Source organism: Mesorhizobium shangrilense (genome assembly GCF_040537815.1).
GTDB classification, from domain to species: Bacteria; Pseudomonadota; Alphaproteobacteria; order Rhizobiales; family Rhizobiaceae; genus Mesorhizobium; species Mesorhizobium shangrilense.
Window position 1 is genome coordinate 357,816 of sequence record NZ_JBEWSZ010000002.1, and the last position, 26,027, is coordinate 383,842.

At 63.4% G+C, this 26,027-nt stretch carries 19 protein-coding genes; 17 read left to right on the forward strand and 2 right to left on the reverse strand.

What is annotated here, in order from left to right:
* Positions 1–19: 19 nt before the first annotated feature.
* Positions 20–673, reverse strand: coding sequence for a TetR/AcrR family transcriptional regulator (locus ABVQ20_RS26385; RefSeq protein WP_354462594.1), 654 nt, complete (start codon positions 671–673; stop codon positions 20–22).
* A 260-nt stretch (positions 674–933) separates the two neighbouring features.
* Between ABVQ20_RS26385 and ABVQ20_RS26390 the strand changes: the two genes are divergently transcribed.
* The 9 genes from ABVQ20_RS26390 (at position 934) to ABVQ20_RS26430 (ending at position 12,705) form a co-directional block, all read left to right on the forward strand.
* Positions 934–2,613, forward strand: coding sequence for an amidohydrolase (locus ABVQ20_RS26390; RefSeq protein ID WP_354462595.1), 1,680 nt, complete (start codon positions 934–936; stop codon positions 2,611–2,613).
* 122 nt (positions 2,614–2,735) lie between these two features.
* Positions 2,736–3,836, forward strand: a complete 1,101-nt coding sequence (locus ABVQ20_RS26395; protein ID WP_354462596.1) for an ABC transporter ATP-binding protein — start codon at positions 2,736–2,738, stop codon at positions 3,834–3,836.
* 2 nt (positions 3,837–3,838) lie between these two features.
* Complete coding sequence (locus ABVQ20_RS26400; protein WP_354463142.1) at positions 3,839–4,759, forward strand: ABC transporter permease; 921 nt, start codon at positions 3,839–3,841, stop codon at positions 4,757–4,759.
* The gene (locus ABVQ20_RS26405) at positions 4,752–5,552 is read left to right on the forward strand and encodes an ABC transporter permease (RefSeq protein WP_354462597.1); all 801 of its coding nucleotides are present in this window, start codon (positions 4,752–4,754) and stop codon (positions 5,550–5,552) included. Before ABVQ20_RS26400 ends, ABVQ20_RS26405 begins: the two co-directional genes overlap by 8 nt.
* A 22-nt stretch (positions 5,553–5,574) precedes the next feature.
* Positions 5,575–6,609: an ABC transporter substrate-binding protein gene (locus tag ABVQ20_RS26410; protein ID WP_354462598.1), complete on the forward strand. Its 1,035-nt coding sequence runs from the start codon at positions 5,575–5,577 to the stop codon at positions 6,607–6,609.
* 123 nt (positions 6,610–6,732) lie between these two features.
* Positions 6,733–7,767, forward strand: coding sequence for an extracellular solute-binding protein (locus tag ABVQ20_RS26415; protein ID WP_354462599.1), 1,035 nt, complete (start codon positions 6,733–6,735; stop codon positions 7,765–7,767).
* A gap of 62 nt (positions 7,768–7,829) precedes the next feature.
* On the forward strand, positions 7,830–9,026 hold the full coding sequence (locus ABVQ20_RS26420) for a serine hydrolase domain-containing protein (protein WP_354462600.1): 1,197 nt from the start codon (positions 7,830–7,832) through the stop codon (positions 9,024–9,026).
* Between the two features lie 46 nt (positions 9,027–9,072).
* Positions 9,073–10,254, forward strand: coding sequence for a serine hydrolase domain-containing protein (locus ABVQ20_RS26425; protein WP_354462601.1), 1,182 nt, complete (start codon positions 9,073–9,075; stop codon positions 10,252–10,254).
* Positions 10,255–10,383: 129 nt separating this feature from the next.
* Positions 10,384–12,705 (forward strand): Tex family protein, encoded by a 2,322-nt coding sequence (locus tag ABVQ20_RS26430; RefSeq protein ID WP_354462602.1) that lies wholly within the window; start codon positions 10,384–10,386, stop codon positions 12,703–12,705.
* Here ABVQ20_RS26430 and ABVQ20_RS26435 read toward each other — a convergent pair whose 3' ends face one another.
* Entirely contained in the window at positions 12,706–13,617 is a 912-nt protein-coding gene (locus ABVQ20_RS26435; protein ID WP_354462603.1) for a LysR family transcriptional regulator, read from the reverse strand.
* Between the two features lie 156 nt (positions 13,618–13,773).
* Between ABVQ20_RS26435 and ABVQ20_RS26440 the strand changes: the two genes are divergently transcribed.
* The 8 genes from ABVQ20_RS26440 to ABVQ20_RS26475 all read left to right on the forward strand — a co-directional run bounded on the left by ABVQ20_RS26440 (position 13,774) and on the right by ABVQ20_RS26475 (position 25,987).
* Positions 13,774–14,970, forward strand: coding sequence for an acyl-CoA dehydrogenase (locus ABVQ20_RS26440; RefSeq protein ID WP_354462604.1), 1,197 nt, complete (start codon positions 13,774–13,776; stop codon positions 14,968–14,970).
* A gap of 328 nt (positions 14,971–15,298) precedes the next feature.
* Complete coding sequence (locus ABVQ20_RS26445; protein ID WP_354462605.1) at positions 15,299–18,658, forward strand: transglutaminase family protein; 3,360 nt, start codon at positions 15,299–15,301, stop codon at positions 18,656–18,658.
* 6 nt (positions 18,659–18,664) lie between these two features.
* Positions 18,665–21,070, forward strand: coding sequence for a circularly permuted type 2 ATP-grasp protein (locus ABVQ20_RS26450; protein ID WP_354462606.1), 2,406 nt, complete (start codon positions 18,665–18,667; stop codon positions 21,068–21,070).
* A gap of 13 nt (positions 21,071–21,083) precedes the next feature.
* On the forward strand, positions 21,084–21,968 hold the full coding sequence (locus ABVQ20_RS26455; RefSeq protein ID WP_354462607.1) for a transglutaminase family protein: 885 nt from the start codon (positions 21,084–21,086) through the stop codon (positions 21,966–21,968).
* Between the two features lie 144 nt (positions 21,969–22,112).
* On the forward strand, positions 22,113–23,051 hold the full coding sequence (locus tag ABVQ20_RS26460) for a glycosyltransferase family 2 protein (protein WP_354462608.1): 939 nt from the start codon (positions 22,113–22,115) through the stop codon (positions 23,049–23,051).
* A gap of 101 nt (positions 23,052–23,152) precedes the next feature.
* Complete coding sequence (locus ABVQ20_RS26465; RefSeq protein WP_354462609.1) at positions 23,153–24,232, forward strand: DNA topoisomerase IB; 1,080 nt, start codon at positions 23,153–23,155, stop codon at positions 24,230–24,232.
* A 109-nt stretch (positions 24,233–24,341) separates the two neighbouring features.
* Positions 24,342–24,716, forward strand: a complete 375-nt coding sequence (locus ABVQ20_RS26470) for a YciI family protein (protein WP_354462610.1) — start codon at positions 24,342–24,344, stop codon at positions 24,714–24,716.
* A complete protein-coding gene (locus tag ABVQ20_RS26475; RefSeq protein WP_354462611.1) occupies positions 24,713–25,987 on the forward strand; it encodes an RNA polymerase sigma factor in 1,275 nt (424 codons plus the stop codon). The genes ABVQ20_RS26470 and ABVQ20_RS26475 overlap by 4 nt, the downstream gene beginning before the upstream one ends.
* The last annotated feature ends 40 nt before the right edge of the window (positions 25,988–26,027 follow it).

The window sequence follows — 26,027 nt, forward strand, 5'->3', positions numbered from 1 at the left end:
TTCCTCTCGAAGTGCGAAATCAGTCAAGATTGAGATAGGGGTTCACAAGAGCAAGCCACATGGTTTCCACATCGTCCTCGATGAGGTCGAATGTCCTGCGATCTTTTTTCAGCCCAACGAGCCGACAGGCGTGCCCGACTTCCATCATCACCACGCCGAGACGGCTGGCGACCTTGTCATCGAGAGCCGGGTTCACATGCTGCAGCCATGCGGCGTAGAGCGCGATGATCTGTTCGTCATATTCGTTCTGGATCGGCCGGAGGTCGGCGTTGCCGGATATGGCCTCGATGACCGGCATCAGCGTGGCGTTGTCAAGATAAAGCCTGGACGTGTCGATGAAGAGCTTGCGTACTTCGTGGCGGAACTCTTCGCGGTTGGTTGGCGGGGCCACCTTGATGCGCTTCTCGATCACCTCTGGGAAGGATGACAGCCAGCGCCTGGCGAGGTCCAGAAGAATGGCTTCCTTGTTGGGAAAGTACTGGTAGACCGAACCGACCGACAAGCCCGCGCGCTGGGCAATGGCAAGTGTCGTCGGCGTCCTGGTTCCTTGCTCCCGCGTCAGGATCAGCGCCGCGTCAAGAATCCTGTCGACCACCTTGCTTGACCGTTGTTGCCGCGGCTGCTTGCGCGGTTCGAGCGCTATCCTGGTTTTGCGGTCGAGACTGCGCTTCACTGCTTGATATCCTCGTTCCCCGCCTGGTCTCAACACAAGGGCAGGGTGCTGTCCACAATACATTCCAAATACCGCATGTTGACAAACGCGAATGATTAGTCGCATTCTTTATCCACGCTGTCTTCAGGGATAACAAGGGGAATTTCGAAGACAGCGCACTGGTTCAATTTTTTGTCTCATGGCGCCATTCCCGGTGGAACGGCAGGTCGTTGGACACAGGGTTGTCAGTCCCAGTCAGTCGTCAAAAGCGCGGAGTCGCGATGTCTGTCACAGGTGCGGGTCACTATGCGGATCTGATCGTCATCAACGGTCACGTGCTGACCATGGACGATGACAATCCCGCTACCGAGGCCGTTGCCGTCAAGGACGGCGCCATCATGGCCGTTGGCAGCCGCGCCTCCATCGAAGAGCTCAAGGGACCGGCCACCAAGGCCATCGACGCCAAGGGCGGTTCGGTGGTCCCGGGCTTCATCGAAGCCCACATGCATCTGTTTTCGGGCGCGGCCGAACTTGCCCATCTTCAGCTTGCCGGGGTTCATGGCTTCGAAGCGCTGCAAAAGGCCATACGCGATTACGCGCCAAAGCGGCCGGATGCGAAGATGCTGGTAGGCCAGGGTGTCGACTATACCGTGCTTGGCGACGAGCGGGTGACGCGTCACCATCTCGACAGGATACTGCCGGACCGGCCTTTCGTCATGGCCGCTCCCGACCATCACACAATGTGGGCCAACACCAAGGCGCTGGAAATGGCCGGCATTCTACATGGCCGCACGCTTGGTCCGGGCAACGAGATCGTCATGGGTGACGATGGCCTGGCCGCCGGCGAACTGCGCGAGGGCGAGGCCTTCGGCCCGGTGCTCGACCTTGCCGGCGAAAGCCGGGTGCGGCTGGGGCTGTCGACCGGCGGCGAGCCGGACCCAATGCCGACGCCGGCAGAGCGTGCCGCCGACCGCGACATCATGCGGCGTGGCCTTGCCTGGTGCGCGCGCCACGGCATCACCTCGATCCAGAACATGGACGGCAATCTCTATCAGCTTGAACTGCTGGCCGAGATCGAAGCCGAGGAGGGCTTGCCCTGCCGCGTCCAGATACCGTTCCACTACAAGAATTTCATGACGCTCGACATGCTGGAGAAGGCGTCCGACATGGCCAAGCGCTACGACAGCGAATGGCTGTCGTCGGGCATGGTCAAGGTGTTTTATGACGGCGTGCTGGATTCCTGGACGGCCGTCATGGTCGAACCTTATGCGGACCGTCCGGACTGGGTGGGCGAGCCGCTGTTCACGCCGCAGCAGTTCATCGACCTAGCCGTTGCCATCGACAAGCGCGGGCTTCAGATCGCCGTTCACTCGATCGGCGATGGCGCGGTACGCGCTGTCCTCGATGGTTATGAGGCGGCGCAAAAGGCCAATGGCAAGCGCGACAGCCGGCATCGGGTCGAGCATATCGAAGTCACCACGACCGCCGACGTGCCGCGTTTCGCCGAACTCGGCGTCATCGCGTCGATGCAGCCGCCGCACCCGCCAGGCGCCATGGACTTTCCGCTGGAGCCGACCGTGTCGCGCATCGGGCCGGCGCGTTGGCCGCTGAGCTATGCCTGGCGGACGCTGAAGGATGCCGGCGCGCATGTCGTCTTCGCTTCGGACTGGCCGGTGTCGCCGATCGATCCGATCCTGGGCATCCGGGCGGCAGTGCTGCGCAAGCCGTGGGCGCAGAGCGATCCGGACCAGAGTTTCTCGGTTCGTGAGTCGTTGGCGGCCTATACCGTCGAGGGCGCCTATGCCGAATTCATGGAGCATCGCAAGGGCGTGCTGAAGCCCGGATACATGGCCGATCTGGTGGTGCTGTCGGCCGACATCGAGGCAATCGACCCCGAGATGATTCATCATGTGCGATCGCAGATCACGATCTGTGGCGGCAAAGTCACCTATCAGGCTTGATGGCGGCGGGGGCTTGCTTTCTCGATTGGGATCGGCTGAGGTGGTCGGGCTGACCAGCTTTCGGGAACAATCAAACAACAATCAGACCTGCCCCCAACGGCAGGCTAAACAATGGGGTAATCGTGCCGGATCAACCGGGTAAGAATGCAATTGAAGTTCGTGGCGTCCGCAAGGTGTTCGGCACCGGCGAGGCGCAAGTGGCGGCTCTCGACACGGTTTCGGTGTCGATCCGCGAGAACGAGTTCTTCACGCTGCTCGGACCTTCCGGGTGTGGAAAGACGACTCTGCTCAGGCTGATTGCCGGCTTCGACTTTCCAAGTGCGGGCGAAATCCTGCTCCATGGTCAGGACATCGCCGTGCTGCCGCCATTCAAGCGGCCGGTCAACACCGTTTTCCAGTCCTACGCGCTGTTCCCGCACATGACGGTGGCCGAGAATATCGGCTTCGGTCTGGAGATGCTGGGCAAGCCGAAGGCCGAGATCAAGGCGCGTGTCGCCGAGATGCTGAAGCTGGTCAAGATGGAAGCACTGGCAGCTCGCCGCACCAGCCAGATCTCCGGCGGTCAGCAGCAGCGCGTGGCGCTTGCCCGGGCGCTGGCGCCGCAGCCGAAGGTGCTGCTGCTCGACGAACCGCTGTCGGCGCTCGACTACAAGCTGCGCAAGGACATGCAGATCGAGCTGAAGCGCCTGCAGCACGAGACCGGCATCACCTTCATCTTCGTCACCCACGACCAGGAAGAAGCGCTGACGATGTCGGACCGCATCGCGGTGATGTCGTCGGGCAAGATCCTGCAGGTCGGCTCGCCGCGCGACATCTACGACCGGCCGGCCGAGCGGTTCGTCGCCGACTTCATCGGTGAATCGAACTTCCTCAAGGCCGATGTGGTCGGCGTGTCGGTTGGCAAAGCGACGGTGAAACTGTCATCGGGCGTGGAAATCCCAGCCTCGCTGCCGGATGGCTTTACCCCGAACGGCAAGGTCACCATCGTCGTGCGCCCCGAACATGCGCAGTTGAGCGCGACCAGTTCCAGAGCCTCGCTTTCCGGCACGGTCGAGAATGTCGTCTATCTGGGGACCGACACCCATTTCCATCTTCGCCTTGATGATGGCGAACCGTTCATCGTGCGGCGGCAAAACAGCCGCGGCGTCGGCGACGGGATCGTGCAGGGTGGCAAGGTCGGCATCCTCATCGGTGGTGACGCCGCCCAGGTCCTGAAGGATTGATGATGGCGACCGCAGAGGAAGTCGCCAAAGCGGCGGAGCGGCGGGACATTCGTGACCGCTGGTTCCTGTCGGCGCCGGCGCTGTTGATCATTTTCCTGGCGGCGACCGGCCCGCTGCTGATCGTGCTGGTCTATTCGTTCCTGACGCCGGGCGCCTATGGCGACGTGAAGTGGCAATTCTCGACCGACGCCTGGACATCGGTGTTGCTGGAACGCGACATTTTCGACGATACGCTTTCGCTCGCGGCGGCGCACGTCACCATCTTCCTGCGCTCGATCAAGCTTGCCGTCGTGACCACGATCGCCACTTTGGCGCTTGGGTTCCCGACCGCCTATTTCATGGCGACACGCAGCGAAAAGACACGCGATCTCTGGCTGTTCCTGATCACCATTCCGTTCTGGACCAACCTTCTGATCCGTACCTTCGCGGTGCTGCAGATCATCCGCAATGAAGGCATCATCAACACGATCCTGCTCAAGCTCGGCATCATCTCGGCGCCGATCCAGATCCTCTACACCGACACGGCGATCCTCATCGGAATGGCCTATGTCTATCTGCCGCTGATGGTGCTGCCGATCTACGCCAGCATGGAGAAGCTCGATTTCCGGCTGGTGGAAGCCGGCTATGATCTCTACGCGACGCGCTTCAAGGTGCTGCGGAAGATCATCTTCCCGCTGGTCAAACCCGGCGTCATCGCGGGCTCGATCCTTGTCTTCATTCCCGCGCTTGGCGCCTATGTGACGCCGAGCGTGCTGGGCGGCGGCAAGAACATGATGCTGTCCAACCTGATCGAGTTGCAGTTCGGCCAGGGTCGAAACTGGCCACTGGGTTCAGCGCTGTCGATCACCGTCATGCTCATCGTCATGGTGGCGCTGCTTGCCTATGTGCGCAATGCCGGAAAGTCGGGGGTGCGTCATGGCTAGCAACTTCTCCATCAAGCATCAGCCGGGGTTTACGGCGATCGCGGCGACCTGTTTCGTGGTGCTCTATCTGCCGATCCTCGTGCTGGTCGTCTACGCCTTCAACGCGGCAAGCTCGACGTCGGAATGGGGCGGGTTTTCGCTGAGATGGTTCCAGTCGGCATGGCAGAACACGCAGGTCATCGACGCGACGCTGCGCTCCTTCCAGATCGGCGCCATCGCCGCGACGCTTGCCACGATCTGCGCCACCATGGCCGCACTCGCCACCACGCGCACCGCCTCCTATCCGGGCCTCACCTTCAAATACGCGGCGATCAACCAGCCACTGATGGTGCCCGAGATCGTCACCGGCGTGGCGCTGCTGATCTTCTTCTCGCGCATCAAGATCTTCACCGGCTATTCCGGCCTGGGCTACCTGATCGCCGCGCACACGGCGTTCTGCATTCCGTTCGCCTATCTGCCGATCCGGGCGCGGCTGGAGAATATGGACCTGACGCTGGAGCGCGCCGCCGCCGATCTCTACGCGACGCCGTGGAAGACCTTCCGCCGCATCACGCTGCCGCTGCTGTGGCCGGGCATCCTTGCCGGGCTGATGCTGGCCTTCGTCATCTCGCTCGATGATGTCGTCATCACCGAGTTCGTCAAGTCCGGCGGCCAGGACACGCTGCCCACCTACATGCTCGGCCAGATACGCCGCGGCATAACACCCGAGATCAACGCGATATCGACCGCCTTCCTGCTGCTCTCGGTCGCAATCGTCACGTTGTTTTTCTTCATCAGCAGGAAACGAGACTGAACCGACAATGGGAGCCAAAAACATGAACTGGAAGACAACAGCAACCGCCATGGGGTTGGCGTTGCTCGCGACGACGGGCCTCGCCCGCGCCGATGGCGTGCTGAACATCTACAATTGGGGCAACTACACCAGCCCCGATGTGATCAAGAAGTTCGAGGCCAAGTACAACATCAAGGTCACGATCACCGACTACGACTCGAACGACACCGCGCTCGCCAAGGTCCGCCAGGGCGGCACCGGCTTCGACATCGCGGTGCCCTCGCAGACCTACATCCCGATCTGGATCAAGGAAGGCCTCGTCCAGGAGACCGATCCGGGCAAGATGGAGAACGCCAAGAACATTGCGCCCGAGTGGGCCAATCCCGATTTCGACCCAGGCCGCAAATACAGCGTTCCGTGGGCCTGGGGCACGATCGGCGTCGTCGTCAACACCGACGCCTACAAGGGCCCGGCCAACACCTGGGGTATCGTCTTCAACACGCCGGACGAGCTGAAGGGCAAGGTCAACGTCGTTCCCGAGATGGGCGATGTGATGTTCGCCGCGATCAAGTATGTCGGCGGCCAGCAGTGCACCGACGACAAGGCGGTGCTGAAGAAGGTGCGTGACCTCCTGGTCGCGGCCAAGCCGAACTGGATCGCCATGGAATACAACACCATCGAGAAGATGGGCGCCGGCGACTTCAAGGCGACCAGCGACTGGAACGGCTCGGCGCTGCGCCAGCGCCTGGCCAATCCGGCCATCCACTTCAACTACCCGAAGGAAGGCTATGGCCTGTGGAGCGACAACGTGGTCGTTCTGAAGGAAGCCAAGAACGTCGAGAATGCCAAGCTGTTCCAGAACTTCATCATGGATCCGGAAAACGCGGCGGGTCTCTCGGCCTTCCATCGTTACGCCAACGCCATCAGCGGTTCGGACAAGTTCATGCCGGCCGACATGAAGGATGCGCCGGAAGTTGTCATTCCGGCCGAAGACAAGCCGCTTGGCGAGTTGCAAAAGATGTGCCCGCCGGAAACCCAGGAACTCTACACCAAGATCTGGACTGAGCTGCAGAAGTAAGCTTCACGCTGCTTTAGCAGACGTCATCGCGGCCGGGGTCGATTGAAATCGATCCCGGCTGTCACTAACGTTTTATCTTCACATTGCAGAAGAAGACGTCACAGGTAGAAAGGGAATATTGCCGTGAATTTTAAATTGTCCGCCGCCACCGCGGCCCTGGCCTTGTTGGCCGCAACCAGCTTCGCCCAGGCCGAAGGTGAACTCAACATCTACAATTGGGGCAACTACACCAGCCCCGACGTCATCAAGAAGTTCGAGGAGAAGTACAAGGTCAAGGTGACGATCACCGACTACGACTCCAACGACACGGCACTTGCCAAGGTGCGCCAGGGCGGCAGCGGCTTCGACATCGCAGTTCCCTCGCAGACCCACCTGCCGATCTGGATCAAGGAAGGGCTTCTGCTCGAGACCAATCCGGGCGGCATGGAGAACGCCAAGAACATCGCGACCGAATGGGCCAATCCAGAATTCGATCCCGGCCGCAAATATTCCGTGCCGTGGGCCTGGGGAACGGTCGGCACCGTCGTCAACACCAGCACCTACAAGGGCGATATCAACACCTGGGGCATCATCTTCAATACGCCCGATGAGTTGAAAGGCAAGGTCAATGTCGTTCCTGAAATGAAGGACGTCATGACCGCCGCGATCCGCTATGTCGGCGGCGAGCAGTGCACGGCTGACAGGGATGTGCTGAAGAAGGTGCGCGACCTGTTGGTTGCGGCCAAGCCAAACTGGGTCGCCATGGAATACAGCGCCATCGACAAGATGAAGGCCGGCGATTTCCAGGCCTCCACCACCTGGAACGGGGCGGGACTGCGCATCCGGCTGGCGCGCCCCGAAGTCCATTTCGGCTATCCGAAGGAAGGCTTCACCTACTGGAGCGACAACGTCGTCGTGCTGAAGGACGCCAAGAACGTCGAGAACGCCAAGCTGTTCCAGAACTTCATCATGGACCCCGAGATCGCGGCCGGGCTTTCCGCCTATCACCGCTATGCGAACGGCATCGCCGGGTCGGAGACGTTCATGCCGGCGGAGATGAAGGACGCACCCGAGATCATTATCCCGGAGGCCAGCAAACCGCATGGCACGATGGCCATGATGTGCGCGGCGGAGACTGACGCGATCTACACCAAGATCTGGACTGAACTTCAGAAGTAAGCAGACCATCGGAGCCTGGCACCAACTGGTGCCGGGCTCTCACATTGCAGGCAGGTGATGCCATGAGTTCCTACCGCAACAGCGATCCGTTGCCGCCGATCATGCAGGGCTCGCCGCCCACGCTGGTGCCGCCGAAGCTCGACTGGGACCGGGCGCCATGGAACCGTTGGGCCTTCCAGCACATCCGCGAAATCCTGCCGACCGTCGAAGTCTGGCGCGGCAATGGCCATCGCCATCGCTTCGAGCGCGCCGAGATCGATCTCGACACGCTGCCGGTCGAGGACAGCGAAGGCAGGCCTTCGACGCTGGCCGGGCTGCTCGACGAGACCTATACGGACGGCTTCCTCGTGCTCAAGGACGGCAAGGTCGCCTATGAGCGCTATTTCAACGGCATGACCGACCGCACGCTGCACCTGTCGCAGTCGATGGCGAAGTCGATCACCGGCTCGGTGTTCGGCATATTGGTCGGGCGCGGCCTGATCGATCCGGCGCTGCCGGTGACAAAATACCTGCCGGAACTCGGCGCTACCGGATGGGTCGGCGCCAGCGTGCAGCATGTGCTGGACATGACGACCGGGGTGCGCTTTTCAGAAGAGTATACCGACCGCTATTCCGAAATCGGCCAGGTCGACGTCGCCACCGGCTGGAAGCCGGTGCCGCCAGGCAGCGATCCGGCCTTCCGCTGGCCTTCCCATATGTTCGAGCTGATCCTTGGTCTCAAGGACACGATCCGGCCGCATGGCGAGAAATTCGAATATCGCTCGATCGAGACCGACGTGCTTGCCTTCATCATGGAGCGGGTGACCGGCAAGCGGCTGGCGCAACTGGTCTCGGAAGAGCTCTGGCAAAAGCTCGGCGCCGAGGAAAGCGCCTGCTTCACCGTCGACAGCGCCGGTTATGCCCTTGCCGATGGCGGATTCAACGCCACGCTGCGCGACTATGGCCGGTTCGGCCAGATGATCCTCGACAATGGGCGCGGCATCGTGCCGGCCGACTGGATCGAGGCAACGCGCAACGGCAGGCATGGGCCGGATTTCAGTTCGAGCCTGCCCGAAGGCAGTTACCGCAACCAGTTCTGGATCGAGGATCCACGCTCGCGCGCGCTGATGTGCCGGGGCGTGTTCGGGCAGATGATCCATATCGACTGGAACACAGGAATGGTCGTGGTGAAGCTTTCGACCTGGCCGGATTTCAGCAATGTCGCCTATTCGGTGGCAACGGTGAAGGCCGTGCACGCCATCGCCGCCGCCCTGGCCTGAGCCCAGAAAAGACCAATCCTAAGAACAAGACCCGGAAGGAACCGCCATGACCGGCAAGACCGCGTTCGAAACCCGATATGGCTTTGCCCGCAGCAAGGTGCAGCTCGCCAACTGGCGTGAAAACCCGTTCAACCGGTGGTCGTTCCAGAACCTTGGCGAACTGGTGCCGACCGCGCGCATCGCGGCTGCGCCGGGCGCCAGCGAAGCACCGGCTCAGGACCTGGGCGAGCTGATCAACGAGAAGGTCGCCATTTCCGGCGGCACTGAGACCGTGGCCGCCTTCCTCGCGCGCTCGAGCACCGATGCGCTGACGATCATGAAGGGCGGCAAGCTTGTCGGCGACTGGTTCGCGCCGCATATGGAATTCAGCGCCCGCCATATCGTCTTTTCGGTCAGCAAGTCGCTGACCGCGATCGTGGCCGGCATATTGGAAGGCGAGGGGGCTTTCGACCCGAAAGCCCCGGTGGCCAGCTACATTCCGGAAGCCGCCGGCTCGGCCTATGGCGACGCAACGGCGCGACATGTGCTGGACATGACGGTCAGCCTCGATTTCGAGGAAGCCTATCTAGACCCGGAAAGCGCCTTTGCCCGCTACCGCCGCGCCACGCTGTGGAACCCAGGCGGCGGCAGCGAAAGCCTGCGCGAATTTCTGCTGACCCTGCAGCGCCTCGCCGAGCCGCACGGCCAGACCTTCCGCTACCGCTCGCCCAACTCCGACCTGCTCGGCCTGCTGCTCGAACGCGCGTCGGGCCAGCGCTTCACCGACCTGATGCGCGACAAGCTATGGCAGCCGCTGGGTGCGGTGGGCGAAGCCTCGGTGGGTGTCGACATGGAAGGCACGGCGCGCACCGCCGGCGGCATTTCGGTGACGCCGCGCGATCTCGCCCGTGTCGGCGAGATGATGCGGCAAGGCGGCATGGCCAATGGCCGGCGCATCGTGCCGCAGGCGTGGGTCGAGGATACGACCAGCACCGGCGGCAGTTCGGATGCCTGGCAGCGCGGCACGATGGTGCCGCTGTTTCCGCAAGGCCGCTACCGCAACAAATGGTACCAGTCGGGCAAGCCGAGCGGCGCCTATTGCGGCATCGGCATCCACGGCCAGTGGCTCTATGTCGACCCGGAGGCGGAAGTGGTCATCGCGAAGATGTCGTCGCAGCCGGAGCCGGTCGACGATCCGCTGGATATCGAGATCGTCGCCTTCTTCGAGGGGCTGACCCGGCTGGTCTGAACCTCCCAGCGCGGTTCCATTCCCGCATGCTTTCCTGTGGACCGCCCGCGACGGTTGAAAACGTCGCGGTTGGCGGGGCCGGTATCTACGCCTATGGTCGCCGCTCCTTTCGACTAGAGCGGGAACGACATGGCATCCGACATCAAGCGCATCGCAGCGATCATCGCCACCGAGATCACCGCACGGCCTGAACAGGCCGCCGCGGCGATCGAACTGCTGGACGAGGGTGCCACGGTGCCGTTCGTGGCGCGCTACCGCAAGGAAGTCACCGGTGGACTGGACGACACGCAACTGCGCCTGCTTGCCGAGCGGCTTGCCTATCTGCGTGAACTCGACGCGCGCCGCGACACGATCCTCGGTTCGATCCGCGAGCAGGGCAAGCTGACGGCAGAGCTAGAGACGAAGATCATTGCCGCCGTCACCAAGGCGGAGCTGGAAGACATCTACCTGCCTTACAAGCCCAAGCGCCGCACCAAGGCCGAGATCGCCAGGGAGCGCGGGCTGGGGCCGCTGGCGGAGGCCATCCTCGCTAATCGTTCGCAGGTGCCCGCCGAACTGGCCTTGGCCTATGTCACCGAGGAGGTTGCCGATATCAAGGCGGCGATCGACGGCGCGCGCGACATCCTGTCGGAACAATTCGCCGAGAATGCCGATCTGGTCGGCAAGCTGAGGACCTACATGAAGGAACGCGCCTTCATGCGCGCCAGGGTCGTCGACGGCAAGCAGGAGGCCGGCGCGAAATTCTCGGATTACTTTGATCACTTCGAGCGCTGGGCCACGGTGCCCAGCCATCGCGCGCTGGCCATGCTGCGCGGCCGCAACGAGGAAGTGCTGTCGCTCGACATCGACGTCGATGCCGACGACACGTCGCCGGTGAAGCCGGTCGAGCGGATGATCGCCAATGCCTATGCCATCGGTGGCAGCCTGCCGGGCGACCGCTGGCTGGCGGAGGTCGCCGGCTGGACCTGGCGCATAAAACTGTCGCTGCACTTGACGCTTGACCTGATGCGGGACCTGCGCGAGCGGGCCGAGGAGGAGGCGATCCATGTCTTTGCCCGCAACCTCAAGGACCTGCTGCTGGCGGCCCCGGCCGGTTCGCGCGCCACGATGGGGCTCGACCCCGGCATCCGCACCGGCGTCAAGGTGGCGGTGGTCGACGGCACCGGCAAGGTGCTGACGACGACGACGGTCTACCCGTTCCCGCCCAGGAACGATGTGCGCGGCACCCAGGCGGAACTGGCGAAGCTCATCCGCCTGCACAAGGTCGAGCTGATTTCGATAGGCAATGGCACCGGCAGCCGCGAGACGGAAAAGCTGGTGGCCGACATGCTGTCCGACATGCCGGCGGATGGCGGTCCCAAGCCGCTGAAGGTGATCGTCAGCGAAGCCGGCGCATCGGTCTATTCGGCGTCGGCAACGGCCGCGGCCGAGTTTCCCGACCTCGATGTCTCGCTGCGCGGCGCGGTGTCGATCGCACGGCGCCTGCAGGATCCGCTGGCCGAACTGGTCAAGATCGAACCCAAGTCGATCGGCGTCGGCCAGTACCAGCACGATGTCGACCAGTACCGGCTCGGCCGCTCGCTGGAAGCGGTGGTCGAGGACGCGGTCAATGCCGTCGGTGTCGATCTCAACACCGCCTCGGCGCCGCTGCTGGCGCGCGTGTCAGGTCTTGGCGCCTCGCTCGCCGACGCCATCGTCGCGCATCGCGATGCCACTGGCCCCTTCGCCAGCCGCCGCGATCTGTTGAAGGTGCCGCGCCTTGGACCTCGCGCGTTCGAACAATCCGCGGGCTTCCTGCGCATCGCCAATGGCAGCGAGCCGCTCGATGCCTCGTCGGTGCATCCGGAAGCATATGGCGTGGCCAAGAAGATCGTCGCGGCCTGCGGGCGCGATGTCCGTTCGCTGATGGGCGACAGTGCTGCACTCAAGGCGCTCGATCCACGCGTCTTCGTCGACGAGCGCTTCGGCTTGCCGACGGTGCGCGACATCCTGGCGGAGCTGGAGAAGCCTGGCCGAGACCCGCGCCCTGGCTTCAAGACGGCGACCTTCGCGGATGGTATCGATGACATCAAGGACCTGAAACCCGGCATGCTGCTGGAGGGCACGGTGACCAATGTCGCCGCCTTCGGCGCTTTCGTCGATATCGGCGTGCATCAGGACGGACTTGTGCATGTCTCGCAGCTGGCCGACCGTTTCATCAAGGATGCGCATGAGGTGGTGAAGGCCGGCGACGTGGTGAAGGTGCGCGTCGTCGAGGTCGACATCAAGCGCAAGCGCATCGCGCTTTCCATGCGCAAGGATGGCGGCGAGGGCGGCGCATCGCGCGGCGGACCGCGCGACAATGGTGGCGGCCGGCGCGCGCCGCGCGGACCGGCGCCGCAGCGCCAGCCTGAAAAGCCGTCGCAGGGAGCGTTTGGTGCGGCATTGGCGGATGCGCTGAAGCGGAAGTAGCTACCAAGCCAGAACAGCCGGCTCCTTCTCAACCTGGCCCGACAGCCAGTCGCGAAAACTGGCAACCGGTGGGTGGCCGCGCATGTCGTGTGGCACGACGAGATAATAGGCACTGCGGCTTTGCATCGGCCGGCCCGGCGCCGGTACGAGCTGGCCGCGCTGCAATTCGCCGGCGATCAGGATCTGCGGCAACAAAGCGACGCCCAGCCCGGCCATGCAGGCCTGTGCTGCCGTGCCGAACTGCTCGAACTGCATGCCCGGTCCGGTAGGCGCGCTCAGGCCCTCATATTCGAACCATTCCGTCCATGCGCCCGGCCGCGTCGCCATGTGCAGAAGCGGCAGGCGGCCAATGTCGGCCGGGGTGGCGATGGCACGGCCGGCGAGGAATTCCGGCGAAGCCACAGGCGCCACGGTCTCATGCACCAGCAAGGTGGAATCGGCATCCGGCCAGTCCGGCATGCCATAATGGATGGCCGCGTCCAGCCGCTCCCTGGCGAAGTCGAAGCGGCCGACACGGGTGACGAAATTGATGGTGATGTCGGGATTGTTCTCGACGAAGCCGGGGATCATGGGCATCAGCCAGCGCGTGCCGAAGGTCGGCAATATGGCAAGGTTCAATATGCCACTATGCCGATTGCTCATCAATCCAAGCGCAGCGTCGCGCAACTGCCCGAGTGCCGAACGCACCGCTTCGGCATAGATTTCGCCAGCCACGGACAGCCGCACATTGCGGCTGTCGCGCTCGAACAATCGGCGACCGAACTGATCTTCCAATAATTTGATTTGCCGACTGACGGCGCCCTGGGTCAAGTCGAGCTCCTGGGCAGCGGCGGTGAAACTGCCCAGACGCGCCACAGCCTCGAAGGCGGCAAGGGCACAGATATTCGGCAAAAGACGGCGCTGGACGTTCATAATTCATTACTAACACTCATGGATTGGTGAAGCAATTTCGTTTGATTTTTTCGGGCCGGAGGCGGATAAGCCGGGGCAATTCAGGATTTTTGTCTGTGCCTGTTCCCCAGGATCGCTGATAGTTTTGGGCGACACGCATGAGTTTGGGAGAGAGCCATGGCCGCCGACAAGAATACATTCGTCTGGGAAGATCCGTTCCTGTTCGAGGACCAGCTGTCGGAAGACGAGCGCATGATGCGCGATGCGGCGGCCAGTTTTGCCGCCGACAAGCTCGCGCCGCGCATCGAGCAGGCCTATCTCAACGAGACTTCCGACCCGTCGATCTTCCGTGAAATGGGCGAGGCCGGTCTGCTCGGCATCACCATCCCAGAGGAATATGGCGGGCTCGGCTCGAATTACGTGACCTACGGGCTGGTCGCGCGCGAGATCGACCGCATCGATTCCGGCTACCGCTCGATGATGTCGGTGCAGTCGTCGCTGGTGATGTATCCGATCCATGCCTATGGCTCGGAAGAGCAGCGCAAGAAGTATCTGCCCAAGCTCGCCAGCGGCGAATGGATCGGCTGCTTCGGCCTGACCGAGCCGGATGCCGGCTCCGATCCGGGCGGTATGAAGACGCGGGCCGAAAAGACCGCGAACGGCTACAAGCTCACCGGCTCGAAGATGTGGATTTCCAACGCGCCGATCGCCGACGTCTTTGTCGTCTGGGCGAAGTTGAAGGGCGAGAACGGCAAGGACGATATCCGCGGCTTCGTGCTGGAAAAGGGCATGAAGGGGCTTTCGGCGCCGAAGATCGGCGGCAAGCTCAGCCTGCGCGCGTCGATCACCGGCGAAGTGGTGATGGAAGGCGTCGAGGTCGGTGAAGATGCGCTGCTGCCCAACGTCGCCGGCCTGAAGGGGCCGTTCGGCTGTCTCAACCGCGCCCGCTACGGCATTTCCTGGGGCGTCATGGGCGTCGCCGAGGATTGCTGGTTCCGCGCCCGCCAGTATGGCCTCGACCGCAAGCAGTTCGGCAAGCCGCTGGCCGGCACGCAGCTGTACCAGAAGAAGCTCGCCGACATGCAGACCGAGATCGCGCTGGGGCTGCAGGCCTCCTTGCGTGTCGGACGGCTGATGGATCAGGGCAAGATGGCGCCGGAGATGATCTCCATCGTCAAGCGCAACAATTGCGGCAAGGCGCTCGACATCGCCCGCCAGGCCCGCGACATGCATGGCGGCAACGGCATCCAGATCGGCTACCACGTCATGCGCCATGCGCAGAACCTGGAGACCGTCAACACCTATGAGGGTACGCATGACGTGCACGCGTTGATCCTCGGTCGGGCGCAGACGGGAATCCAAGCGTTTTTCTGAGCCCTACGGTTCGTCATCCTCGGGCTTGACCCTAGGATCCTGTGTGTTGGTTCGGGTGTAAGGTTGAAGTGGGAAGGAGGCCGAGAGGATCCTGGTCGTCCCCTTCGGCCGAAGTCGCGGCATGGATCCCGGGGTCTGCGCCGCGTCGCTTCGCTCCTTGCTTCGCCCCAGGATGACGAAGATACGAAGGCTTTCGCCGGTCGCGTAGCTCCCGTGGCGCATTCCATAGCCGTTTAAATTAGGTGCAGCGCAACATCCGCTTGGAGATTGGCGGCCAGATGTGTCAGGGTTCAGCGAATTCGTTTGAAACGCTGAATTCCGGGGCCCCATGGCAATTCTGGCAGCCGTCTATCACCTGACCCACTACAAATACGACCGGCCGGTGGTTCTCGGCCCCCAGGTCATCAGGCTGCAGCCGGCGCCGCATTCCCGCACCAAGGTGCTCAGCCATTCGCTGAAGGTCGAGCCGGCCAACCACTTCGTCAATTTGCAGCAGGACCCCTACGGCAATTTCCTCGCCCGTTTCGTCTTTCCCGAGCCGGTGACGGAGCTGAAGATCGAGGTCGATCTCGTCGCCGACATGACGGTCTACAATCCGTTCGATTTCTTCGTCGAGCCGTCGGCCGAGATTTTTCCGTTCGAATATCCCGAGGACATCCGGGACGATTTGACGATCTACCGGACACCGGAGCCAGCGGGTCCGCTGCTGTCGGCCTTTCTAAAGACGATCGATCGCCAACCGGCCAACACCGTCAATTTCCTCGTCGATCTCAATGCCCGGCTGCAGCGCGAGATCGCCTATATCGTGCGCATGGAAACCGGCGTGTTCTCGCCGGAGGAAACGCTGGCTGCCGCCAAGGGGTCCTGCCGGGATACGAGCTGGCTGCTGGTGCAAATCCTGCGCAATCTCGGCATCGCCGCGCGCTTCGTTTCCGGCTACCTGATCCAGCTCAAGCCCGACCTCGTGGCACTTGACGGGCCGCCCGGAACCGCAGTCGATTTCACCGATCTGCATGCCTGGTGCGAGGTCTATCTGCCGGGCGCCGGCTGGATCGGCTTCGATCCGACCTCCGGCCTGCTCACCGGTGAAAGCCATGTACCGCTGGCGGCGACGCCGCATTTCCGCAACGCTGCCCCGATTTCCGGCATGGCGAGCTTCGCCAATGTCGAGTTCGGCTTCGAGATGCGGGTCGACCGCATCGCCGAGCATCCGCGCATCACCAAGCCATTCTCGGATGAGAGCTGGCAGGCGCTCGACGCGCTCGGCAACAAGGTCGATGCCGTGCTCAAGACTGAAGATGTGCGCCTCACCATGGGTGGCGAGCCGACCTTCGTGTCGATCGACGATTTCGAGTCCGCCGAATGGAACACCGCCGCCGTCGGCCCGACCAAGCGCGAAAAGGCCGATGCGCTGATCCGCCGGCTGCGCGAGCGCTTCGCGCCGGGCGGCTTTCTCCACTACGGCCAGGGCAAATGGTATCCGGGCGAAAGCCTGCCGCGCTGGACCTTTTCGCTCTACTGGCGCGCCGATGGAGAACCGGTGTGGAGCGACCCGTCGCTGATCGCGCGGGAGAAAAGCTCGGCCGAAATCGGCCCGGAGCAGGCCGAAAGCCTGTTGGCGGCGATCGCCGGCGAACTCGGCATCGAAAAGACCATGGTCAGCGAGGCCTATGAGGATCCGGCCGAGTGGCTGCTCAAGGAAGGCAAGCTGCCCGACAATGTCGATCCGTCCAATTCCAAGCTGGAAGACCCGGAAGAGCGCAGCCGCATGGCAAAGGTGTTCGAACGCGGGCTGACCAAGCCGTCAGGCTATGTGCTGCCGGTGCAGCGCTGGAACAGCCAGGCCTCTGGACCGCGCTGGCGCTCGGAAAAATGGAAGACGCGGCGCGGCCGGCTGTTCCTGGTGCCCGGCGATTCGCCGGTCGGCTACCGCTTGCCGCTGGGCACGCTGCCCTATGTGCCGCCGGCGCAATTCCCCTATATCGTTCCGGTTGATCCCTCGCTGCCGCGTGGGCCGCTGCCGGCGCGCGAAGCAATCTTGCCCACCGCTGCTCCAGCCGAACTGGAAGGCGCCGATGAAATGGCGCGCCGCCAGCAGGCGGTGTCGTTCACGGCGACGACCGGCCAGCAGGACCGGGTCGAACAGGAGATCACCGAGATCGGCGGCGCGGTGCGTACCGCGCTTTCGGTCGAGCCGCGCGACGGCCGGCTCTGCGTGTTCATGCCGCCGGTCGAGGCGCTGGAGGATTATCTTGAACTCGTCGCCGCCGCCGAGAACGCGGCGAAGGCGATAGGCCTTCCCGTGCATATCGAGGGCTACGGACCGCCACACGATCCGCGCCTCAACGTCATCCGCGTGGCGCCCGATCCCGGTGTCATCGAGGTCAACATCCATCCCGCCGCCAACTGGCAGGACTGCGTGGCGACGACGACGGCGGTTTACGAGGAGGCGCGGCTGACGCGGCTTGGCGCGGACAAGTTCATGATCGACGGGCGTCACACCGGCACCGGCGGCGGCAACCATGTCGTTGTCGGCGGCGCGACGCCCAATGACAGCCCGTTCCTGCGCCGGCCCGATCTGTTGAAGAGCCTGGTGCTGCAATGGCAGCGGCGTCCGTCGTTGTCCTACCTGTTCTCCGGCCTGTTCATCGGCCCGACCAGTCAGGCGCCGCGCTTCGACGAGGCCCGCCACGATTCGCTTTACGAACTCGAAATCGCCATGGCGCAGGTGCCGCATCCCGACCAGGGCAATGCGCCGCTGCCGTGGCTCGTCGACCGGCTGTTCCGCAACCTGTTGACCGATGTCACCGGCAACACGCATCGCTCGGAAATATGCATCGACAAGCTGTTCTCGCCGGATGGGCCGACCGGGCGCCTCGGACTGGTCGAGTTCCGCGGCTTCGAGATGCCGCCCAATGCGCGTATGAGCCTTGCGCAGCAATTGCTTGTCAGGGCGATCATTGCCCGCGCGTGGACAAACCCGCTCGACGGACGCTTCGTGCGCTGGGGCACATCGCTGCATGATCGTTTCATGCTGCCGCACTATGTCTGGGCGGACTTTCTCGACGTGCTCGACGACCTCAAGCTCAACGGCTTCGAATTCCGGCCCGAATGGTTCGACGCCCAGCTCGAATTCCGCTTCCCATTCTGCGGCGAGGTTAGCCAAGCCGGCATCAAGCTGGAACTGCGCCAGGCGCTGGAGCCGTGGCACGTCATGGGCGAACAGGGCGCGATCGGCGGCACCGTGCGCTTTGTCGATTCCTCGGTCGAACGGCTGCAGGTGAAGACCGAGGGGCTGAACCCCGAGCGTCATGCCATCGTCTGCAATGGCCGCATCGTGCCGATGAAGGCGACGGATAATCGTGAGGTCGCGGTGGCTGGCGTGCGCTTCAAGGCCTGGCAGCCGGCATCGGGGCTGCATCCGGCGCTTCCGGTCAACACGCCGCTGGTCTTTGACATCTATGACCGCTGGTCGGGCAGGGCGGTCGGTGGCTGCGTCTATCATGTCGCGCATCCCGGCGGCCGCAGCTACGACACATTTCCGGTCAATGGCAACGAAGCCGAGGCGCGTCGACTCGCCCGCTTCGAGCCGCGTGGCCATACGCCGTCCAGTTATGTGCTGCGCAACGAAGAACCCGCTGAAGATTTCCCGATGACCCTTGACCTCAGGCGGCCTCCAAGACTCTGATCGACGATGGCAAAGGGGAATCACAAGAGGGCACGCGGCAAGCCGCACAATCTGCTGGAGCACTACCGGCCGATCGACGGCGTCGTCGACGAGATGGTCGATGCCCTGGGCAATCCCCGGCCGGTCTGGAAACATTTCATCGAAGCGCTGGAGGGACTGGGACCGGAGAAGCTTGGCCAGCGCTTTGCCCGTGCCGACCAGTATCTGCGCGATGCCGGCGTCTACTACCGTGTCTACGACAAGGCCGGCGCCAATGAGCGGGAATGGCCGCTGGCGCATGTTCCCGTGCTCATCGGGGAAGAGGAATGGGCTGAGATCAGCGCCGGGCTCGTCCAGCGCGCCGAGCTGTTCGAAGAGACCATCGCCGACATATACGGGCCGAACCGGCTGATCGAAAAGGGTATCCTGCCGGCCGGGCTGATCGCGGCCAGCCCAGAATATCTGCGGCCGGTCGTCGGCACCATGCCGGCCAGCGGCCACTTCCTGCATTTCTGCGCCTTCGAGCTTGGCCGTGGCCCGAACGGCCAGTGGTGGGTGCTGGGCGATCGCACGCAGGCGCCGTCGGGCGCCGGCTTCGCGCTGGAAAACCGCGTCGCCACCACACGCGCGCTCTCCGACATCTATGGCGAGATGCATGTGCACCGGCTTGCCGGCTTCTTCCGCCGCTTTCGCGATGCACTGATCGGCATGGCGAAGGAGTCGGACGGCCGCGTCGCCATCCTGACGCCGGGGCCGCTCAACGAAACCTATTACGAACATGCCTATATCGCCCGCTATCTCGGCATCATGCTGCTCGAAGGCGAGGACCTGACCGTTTCAGGCGGCAAGCTGATGGTGCGCACCGTCTCGGGGCTGATGCCGGTCGGCGTGTTGTGGCGGCGGCTCGATGCCGCCTTCGCCGATCCGCTTGAACTGCGGCCTGATTCGCAGATCGGCACGCCGGGGCTGGTCGAGGCGATCCGCCAGGGCGCGGTGTCCTGCGTCAACGCGCTGGGCTCTGGCCTGATGGAGACGCGGGCGCTGCTCGCCTTCCTGCCGAAGATTTCGCGCGCCTTGCGGGGCGAGGAACTTCTGCTGCCGAGCGTCGCGACCTGGTGGTGCGGGCAGGAAACGGAACGCGAGCACGTGCTGGCCAATCTCGACCGCATGGTGATCGGCCCGGCGCTGTCGACGCGGCTGGCCTTCGAGGATGACGACCAGACCAAGCTTGGTTCTGTGTTGTCGTCCGAGGAACGGGCCGAACTCGTCGCCAGGATCGAACGCAGCGGCGGCGACTTTGTCGGCCAGGAAGCGGTGACGCTTTCGACCACGCCCGTCTATGCCGGCGGCAGGCTGGAGCCACGGCCGGCCAGTTTGCGCGTCTGTCTGGCGCGGACGCCGAACGGCTGGACGGTGATGCCGGGCGGTTTCGCCCGCGTCGGCCTGTCGCTCGACCCGACGGCCATCGCCATGCAGCGTGGTGGCCAGGCGGCGGATGTCTGGGTGGTCAGCGACGGACCAGTGGAGCGCGAAACGTTGCTGCCGCAAGAGGGTGACAGTTTCACGCGCACCAGACCGGGCAGCCTGCCCAGCCGGGCGGCGGAGAACCTGACCTGGCTCGGCCGCTACATCGAACGCTCGGAAGACACGGTGCGTATCCTGCGCGCCTATCATGTGCGGCTGGCCGAGACCTCCGATCCCAACATGCCGCTGCTGGTCGATGTAAGAGACTATCTCGAGCCGTTCGGCATCGACGTTGAATCTGCTATCCCATCCGGGCTGATCGGCACGCTTGACAGCGCCGTCTACAGCGCGGGCCAGATCCGCGACCGTTTTTCACCTGACGGCTGGCTGGCGCTCAAGGACCTGTCGAAGACGATTCACCAGTTCGCGACAACGGTGGCGCCAGGCGACGACGCAACCAGGGCGATGACGATCATATTGCGCAAGCTTGCCGGGTTTTCCGGCCTGCTGCACGAGAACATGTACCGCTTCGCGGGCTGGCGCTTCCTCGAGGTCGGCCGTCGGTTGGAGCGCGGTATCCAGATCGCCCGCACGCTGGCCCGGCTGACCAGCGCCAAGGCGCCGGACGGCGCGCTCGACATGATGCTGGAGATCGGGGATAGCGTCATGACCCATCGGCGTCAGTATCCCGTGCAAGCCGGCCGGCGCACGGTGATCGATCTCCTGGCGCTCGATCCACTCAATCCGCGCTCCATCCTGTTCCAGCTGGAAAGGCTCAAGGCCGAAATCGCTCTGCTGCCGCCGGTTGGCGGCGAAGGGCACATGTCGACGGCGGCGAAGGAAATCCTGCAGCTCAACACCCAGATCGCCATCAAGGAGCCGGCGGACATGACGACAAAGGCGCTGGATGATCTCGCCTATGAGATTGGCGGCCTCTACAACAGCCTCGCCAAAGCCTATTTCGGGTAAGGCGGCGTTCAGCATGCTCTATGACATCAGGCTCCATCTTCATTACGACTACGCCGCGGCGGCTGGCGGCGGCCGCCACCAGGTGCGCGTGCTGCCATCGACGATTGCTGGCATACAGCGCGTCATCGCCGCGTCGCTGTCTTTCGTGCCGGCGCCCAACGAACGTTCGGATTTTTCCGACTTCTTCGGCAACAATGTCACCTCGATCGCCTTTCGCGATGCGCATGATGAACTCGACATCAGGATGAGCGCGCGCGTGTCCGTGTCGCGGCCGGAACCGGGGCTCGACGTGTCACCCGACATTGCCCGGCTCCGGCAGGAACTCGGCGCGGTGCGGTCGCTGTCACCGGCTTCGCCGCACCATTTTCTGTCCGCGAGCCCGCATTCGAGCATCGACGCCGCGATCACCGCCTATGCGCAGGACAGCGCCATGGGGTCCGCCGTGGGCACGGCGATCGATCTGTGCAACCGCATCCACCACGATTTCACCTATGATGGCGATGCAACCACGGTTCGAACCAAAGCCAGCGATGCCTTCAGGCTGAAACGCGGCGTATGCCAGGATTTCTCGCACATCATGATCGCCGGTTTGCGCGGGCTAGGCATTCCGGCCGGCTATGTCAGCGGCTTCCTGCGCACCATCCCCCCCAAGGGAAAACCTCGTCTGGAAGGCGCCGACGCGATGCACGCCTGGGTGAAGGTCTGGTGCGGCCGCGATGCAGGGTGGCAGGAATTCGATCCGACCAACGGCATGCGGGCCAGCAACGACCATATCACCGTCGGCTACGGCCGCGACTATTCCGATGTGGCGCCGATCGTCGGCGTTCTGAAAACCACGGGCGGACAGGTTGGCGAGCAGGCGGTGGACGTGATCCCGGTCGTACTCGAAAAGGCTTGACGCGCTAGCGCCCTTGGCGGCACAGAGATCGTAAGCGGCATAGAGATCGCTTCCCAAAATCGAGCGGGGCGGCTATCCTGTATTGGCATGGGGGTCACAACTGCTAGCGCATGTATATGACACGAACATGTGGAGTTCGTCATATTGAAAGCAGTCAGCATCGTTATCCCTGCCCATGATGCAGCGGCAACCATAGCGGGAACGCTGGCGTCTCTTCGCGCAGAAATGAAAATCATCGGCGAGATATTGCTGGTCGATGATGCCTCGTCGGACGGGACGGCGGCGGTTGCGGAGGATGCGGCCTCGCAATTGGGACTTCCGTTGCGCGTGCTTCCGGCCAGTTGTCGTGATGCGGGCGCAGCCCGCAATCTCGGCTTGGCGGAAGCGCGGTGTCCATGGATATACATGATCGACGCGGATGACCTGCATATCGAGGGCGGCCTTCGATCCCTGCTGCTTCGGTCGGAAGCCCAGCCAAAGGCGCAGATGATCGTCGGCGGCTTCCGGCGGCGGGTGAATGGCCAGGATCGGCAGATCAAGGTGCCCGGCGGTTACACGACCGCCTGTCTCGCAAACGCTTCGGCCTATGTGAGAGGCGATATCCGGTCGGTCGCCGTGGGCAGCGTGCTGGCGTCCCGAATAGCCATTGGCGAGACGAGATTCCCGGTCGGACTGGCCTATGATGAAGACACGCTTTTCTGGGCGCGGTTGATGAGCAAGGCGTCCCTTGCCATGATCTCGCAACCCGTGATGATCTATGAGGTTTCGCCGGAGCGGTCCGACAATCGTTTCACCATCAAGGCGGTACGACGCTTCCTGGACTGGCGCCGGGAGCTGCGCACGCTGACCGATTGCGGGATTCCGAAATCGGCGCTCAAGACAAGGGAAGGGCTGGTTGCCCTGAAGATTGCCCGCGTCCATTACGCGCGCGGCGATCTGGAGACCGCGGCCCGCTTCCTGGCTGTTGCCGCGGCCGCGCCGAAAGCGAGATCGGAAGCTTGGCGCTGCCTGCGTTATCAATTCAAGCTCGCGGCACGCCGCCGGTTCTCCATGCCGAAAGTGCACCTGCAGAGCGCTCTGTAGTCTACCGCACATCACAAGATGGTTCTTGACGCGGTTTCGCGAGGCGAGGGAACCAGCGGGCGGCAAGCAGCTTATCCATGGGAAATTCTCGTGGAGGACAGATGCTCGACACGTCCGGGCCACAGCTTGCCGGAGATGCCGCACCGAAGAACAGGGCGCAAGCCTCCGCCCACCGGGCCTCGCTGGCCTATGTCAGCGATACCGAACCCGGCATTCGCCGCTTGCGTGCCGGAAAAGGCTTCACGTACAAGTCTCCCGACGGTCGGACCGTTGGCAAAAGCACTGTCGATCGCATCAGGGCGATCGTCATCCCGCCGGCCTGGACGGATGTCTGGATCTCGCCCGATGCCGACGGTCATATTCAGGCCACCGGCAGGGATCAGCGCGGGCGCAAGCAATATCGCTATCATCCGCAATGGGCTGATGTGCGCGATGGCGCCAAATATTCGAGCCTGGTCGCCTTTGCCGAAAGCCTGCCCGAATTGCGGCGCCGGATCGATGCCGATCTGCGCCGCCATGGCTTGCCGTTCGAAAGGGTCGTCGCGGCAATCGTCTGGCTGCTCGACAACACGATGATCCGGGTCGGCAACGCAGCCTACGCCCGCGACAATAAGAGTTTCGGGCTGACCACGCTGCGCGACCGCCATGTCAATATCGTGGGCTCAAGCCTGCGCTTCGCCTTCAAGGGCAAGTCCGGCAAGGAATGGAAACTGAAACTGGCCGATCGCCGCATCGCCCGGATCGTGCGCGACGCCCAGGATCTGCCGGGCCAGACGCTGTTCCAATATCTGGACGAAGACGGACACCGGCATCCGGTGCGGTCGGATGATGTCAACCGCTACATCCGGGACGCCGCCGGCCCGGACTTCAGTTCCAAGCATTTCCGCACCTGGGGCGGCACCATCCATGCCGCGTCCCTGTTTGCGCGGACGGACCTGCCCGACAGTCGGGGGCAACAGAAAAGAGTGATGAACAGCACCATCGACAAGGTTGCCGAACGGCTTGGCAACACACGCGCCGTCTGCCGCAAATGCTATATCCATCCGCAGGTCTTCGAGGCTTGGACGGAGGGGCGATTGCTTGACGAGATGACGGATGCAAACAAGCACAAGCGGTCGATAGATGGTCTCGACGATGAGGAAGCGCTGGCTCTGAGATGGCTCAGGGCCCGGGAGGGCTGACCGAAGTTCAGATCGCGCCCGGATGCCTCGCAACTGGAGGATTTTTTTATCGACGCCATGTCGGGATCGGTCCTACTGTTTCGTCCTTTGATCGAGAAAAGGACTGACCATGCTCTACGCCATCCTCTGCTACGCCTCCGAAGACGTCGTCTGCTCCTGGAGCAAGGAACAGGACGACGAGGTGATGGCCAATCTCCTCAACGTCCAGGAAAAATACGCTCAAGCGGGACGGCTTGGTCCGGTGGCGCGACTGCTGCCGACGACGGCGGCGACAACGCTGCGGAAGGTCAAGGGCGAATCGGTGGTCATCGACGGGCCGTTTGCCGAGACCAAGGAACAGTTTCTCGGCTTCTACACGCTCGAATGCGCCGATCTCGACGAGGCCGTCGAATTCGCGCGCGAACTGTCCGAGGTCAATCCGAGCGGCGGCTCCTATGAGATCCGGCCGGTTTCCATCTTCAATCCCGCCAGGGTTCCTACATGACCGAACTCGCCTGGATCAGCACGGCGATCAGCACGGCGCGCCCGCAGGCGATGGGCGCGCTGCTGCGTTATTTTCGTGATCTCGATGCGGCCGAGGAAGCGTTCCAGGATGCCTGTCTCAGGGCGCTGAAGAACTGGCCGCAGAACGGACCGCCGCGCGATCCGGCCGCCTGGCTGATCTTTGTCGGCCGCAACAGCGGCATCGATGCGGTGCGCAAACGTGCCAAGCAGGCGCCGCTGCCGGAAGAGGATCAGATCTCCGACCTCGAAGATGCCGAAAGCGATATCGCCGAACGGCTGGATGGTGCGCATTACCGCGACGACATATTGCGGCTGCTGTTCATCTGCTGCCATCCGGACCTGCCGGCGACGCAGCAGATCGCGGTTGCGCTGCGCATCGTCTCCGGCCTCACGGTCAAGCAGATCGCGCGCGCCTTCCTGGTCGGTGAAAGCGCCATGGAGCAACGCATCACCCGTGCCAAGGCGCGCATCGCGGACGCCGGCATGCCGTTCGAGACGCCAGGCGCGGTCGAGCGCTCGGAACGCCTCGCTGCCGTGGCCGCCATGGTCTACCTGATCTTCAACGAGGGCTATTCGACCAACAGCGGCGAAGCGCCGGCCCGTGCGCCGCTGTGCGAGGAAGCGATAAGGCTGGCCCGTTTGCTGCTGCGGCTGTTCCAGACCGAGGCCGAGATCATGGGGCTGACGGCGCTGCTGCTTCTCCAGCACGCGCGCGCCCCGGCCCGCTTTGACGAGAACGGCGAGATCGTGCTGCTCGAAGACCAGGATCGCAGGCTGTGGAGCCGCAAGATGATCGACGAGGGCCTGGCGCTGGTCGACAAGGCATTGCGTCACCGCAAGCCCGGCCCCTATCAGGTGCAGGCGGCGATCGCGGCGCTGCATGCGCGGGCCGAAAAGGCCGAGGATACCGACTGGGTGGAGATAGACCTGCTCTACAGTCTGCTCGAGCAGATGCAGCCGTCGCCGGTGATCACCCTCAACCGCGCGGTCGCGGTCTCCAAGGTGCGCGGGGCGGAGGCGGCGCTCGCCATGATCGAGCCGCTGGAGCAGCGGCTGTCCGGCTATTTCCACTTCTTCGGTCTCAAGGGCGGCTTGCTGATGCAGCTTGGCCGGGGCGAGGAGGCGCGCATCGCCTTCGACCGCGCCATCGCGCTTGCCAACACCGCCGCCGAGGCCGCCCATATCCGCATGCATATCGACCGGCTGATGAAGGAAGGTGTCGCGATCGGCACAATCCAGAAGGCGCACTGAACCCCACCTGGCTCAATCCTGCCGTCCAACCTTGGACCAT